The following is a 1,051-nucleotide window of genomic DNA, read 5'->3' on the forward strand; positions in this document are numbered from 1 at the left end:
ACTTCCACACGCGTATTCAACTGAAGATCTACACCATGCTTTTTGATCATTTCACCGAAGTAACGAAGCGTTTCGTAAAACTCCTCCTTACCCCGGAATCAATTTAGCGATATTAAACTGCCCGCCAATTTCGCTCGCTTGATCAAATAAGGTCACATCGTGGCCACGCTCAGCTGCTACGGTAGAAGCTGCAAGGCCAGCTGGACCTGCACCAACCACGGCAATTTTCTTAGGAGAAGCCGTCTTAACGTAGCTAAGCTCTGTTTCATGACATGCGCGAGGGTTTACCAAGCACGAGGTCAACTTCATTGAGAAGGTATGATCTAAGCATGCCTGGTTACAACCAATACATGTATTGATTTCGTTCGCCTTACCTTCTGCAGATTTATTTACAAAATCAGAGTCCGCAAGGAAAGGTCGTGCCATAGACACCATATCGGCGTGACCATTTGCCAATACATCTTCCGCAACGTCAGGCGTGTTGATGCGGTTCGTCGTTACAAGAGGAATACCTATCTCGCCTTTCAACTTCGCCGTCACTTTTGTGAAAGCCGCTCGCGGAACCATCGTAGCAATCGTTGGAACTCGCGCCTCGTGCCAACCAATCCCGGTATTGATGATCGTTGCACCCGCTTTTTCAATTTCTTTCGCTAACTGAACAACCTCTTCCCAAGTGCTTCCGTCTTCAATTAGATCAAGCATCGAAAGACGATAAATAATGATGAACTCTTCACCAACACGCTCACGCACACGGCGGACAATTTCGATTGGCAAGCGAATACGATTTTCGTAAGAACCGCCCCACCGATCTGTACGCTTGTTTGTGTGAGAAACGATAAACTGATTAATAAAGTAGCCTTCAGAGCCCATTACTTCGACACCGTCGTAGCCGGCTAACTGAGCCATTGCAGCACTATTCGCAAACGCTTCAATCTGTTCTTCAATACCCTCTTCATCTAACTCTTTTGGAACAAAGGGATTGATCGGCGCTTTAATCGCAGAGGGTGCGACTTGCATAGGGTGATAAGCGTAACGCCCTGCATGCAATATC

At 47.0% G+C, this 1,051-nt stretch carries 1 pseudogene; it reads right to left on the minus strand.

The window, feature by feature from the left end:
- Window positions 1–1,051 (minus strand): annotated as a pseudogene (locus A3738_RS16825) (NAD(P)-binding protein); the annotation flags it as partial.

The organism is Oleiphilus sp. HI0066, assembly GCF_001635725.1.